General features: G+C 75.3%; 2 protein-coding genes. Both read right to left on the reverse strand.

The annotated features are described in order from the left end of the window. A partial coding sequence (locus AB0O00_RS40555) for a DUF885 family protein (RefSeq protein WP_363659670.1) occupies nt 1-464 on the reverse strand: 464 nt, incomplete at its 3' end. Nucleotides 465-562: 98 nt separating this feature from the next. After that, complete coding sequence (locus tag AB0O00_RS40560) at nt 563-1,021, reverse strand: DUF5709 domain-containing protein (RefSeq protein WP_363659671.1); 459 nt, start codon at nt 1,019-1,021, stop codon at nt 563-565. Nucleotides 1,022-1,173 lie beyond the last annotated feature (152 nt).

The raw sequence follows: 1,173 nt of genomic DNA on the forward strand, positions 1-1,173 counted from the left end.
CCCTCGGTGAGGGTGGCGCGGTAACCGTCCAGCGTGCCGGGCAGGTTGCGCAGGCGGCCGGCGACGGCGGCCCAGTGCTCGTCGGTGTCGGTGGGCATCAGGGTGAAGACGCCCCGCACGCGGTGCAGCGGGGAGTTGACGTTGCGCAGCTGGAGGAGGTCGTCACCGGCGTCGTGCACGGCGAGTTCGGCGGTCAGGCGCTCGCGCAGGAGGCGGGCGCAGTCCCGGTCGGCGGGCTCCTGCGCGCCCGGCTCCTTCCCGGCCGCCTTCTCGGCGGCGTCGAGCACGGCGAGCGTCCGGCGGGAGAGTTCGGCGAGCGCCGCGTGGCCCTCCGGGGAGAGGTCCGGCAGACGGTCGTCCTCGGGGCCGAGGCCCAGTCTGGTGGCGGTGGCGGGGTCGAGGGCCGCGACCTGCGCGACGTGGTCGTCGGCGATCCGGCGGGGGGAATGCGACGTCTCGGGCATCGCCCCATGCTCGCGCACGGCCGCCGCGCTGTCAGCGGAAACGGCGGACGCGGCCGACGGCTCCGGCACGGCCGGCACGTACCGCGTCCCGTGCGGCCTCAGTCGATGAGCGCCTCGGGGTCGTCGGTGGTGTGCATGGCCGCCTCCTCGGCGCTAGCCGCGCCGCCGGAGATGCCGACGTCCTCGGCGATCAGGTCGCTGCGCGAGCCGGAGGAGGCGACCAGCCGGCCGGAGCGGACCTCGCCCGCCTCGGTGTCGATCGGCTCACCGTCCGTGCCGTAGGCGTCGCCGATGCCGTCCCAGTCGGGCGCGGCGACGTCGGGCAGCTCCTCGGCCAGGCGCTGGGCCAGGCTCTCGCGGGTGCGCTGCTCCGCCGCGGTGATGCCGTGGCGTTCCACGGCGAGCGGGCGCTCAGGGGGCGCGTAGCCTTCGTCGAGCGCCGATTCGAGGCCGCGGTCGATCAGGGTGTCCTCCGGCTCCAAGGGGCCGGCGTCGTCCTGCACCTCCGAGCCGTCGGGCTGGTACACCTGGTCGCCCATCAACGCTTCGTCCGACATCAGGTCCTCCTTCACGGACCACCGACCACCGCGCCGAGCCGACACCGCCCGTCCGTCGTCGCTCTCCCCCAGAGTCCCACGCGGCGGCCGGACCCGCAGGGAACGGCCGCCGCGACGGTGGCAGGCTGGAACCAGGACGATCGCGAAGAAGG

Source organism: Kitasatospora sp. NPDC093558, assembly GCF_040683475.1.
GTDB lineage: Bacteria > Actinomycetota > Actinomycetes > Streptomycetales > Streptomycetaceae > Kitasatospora.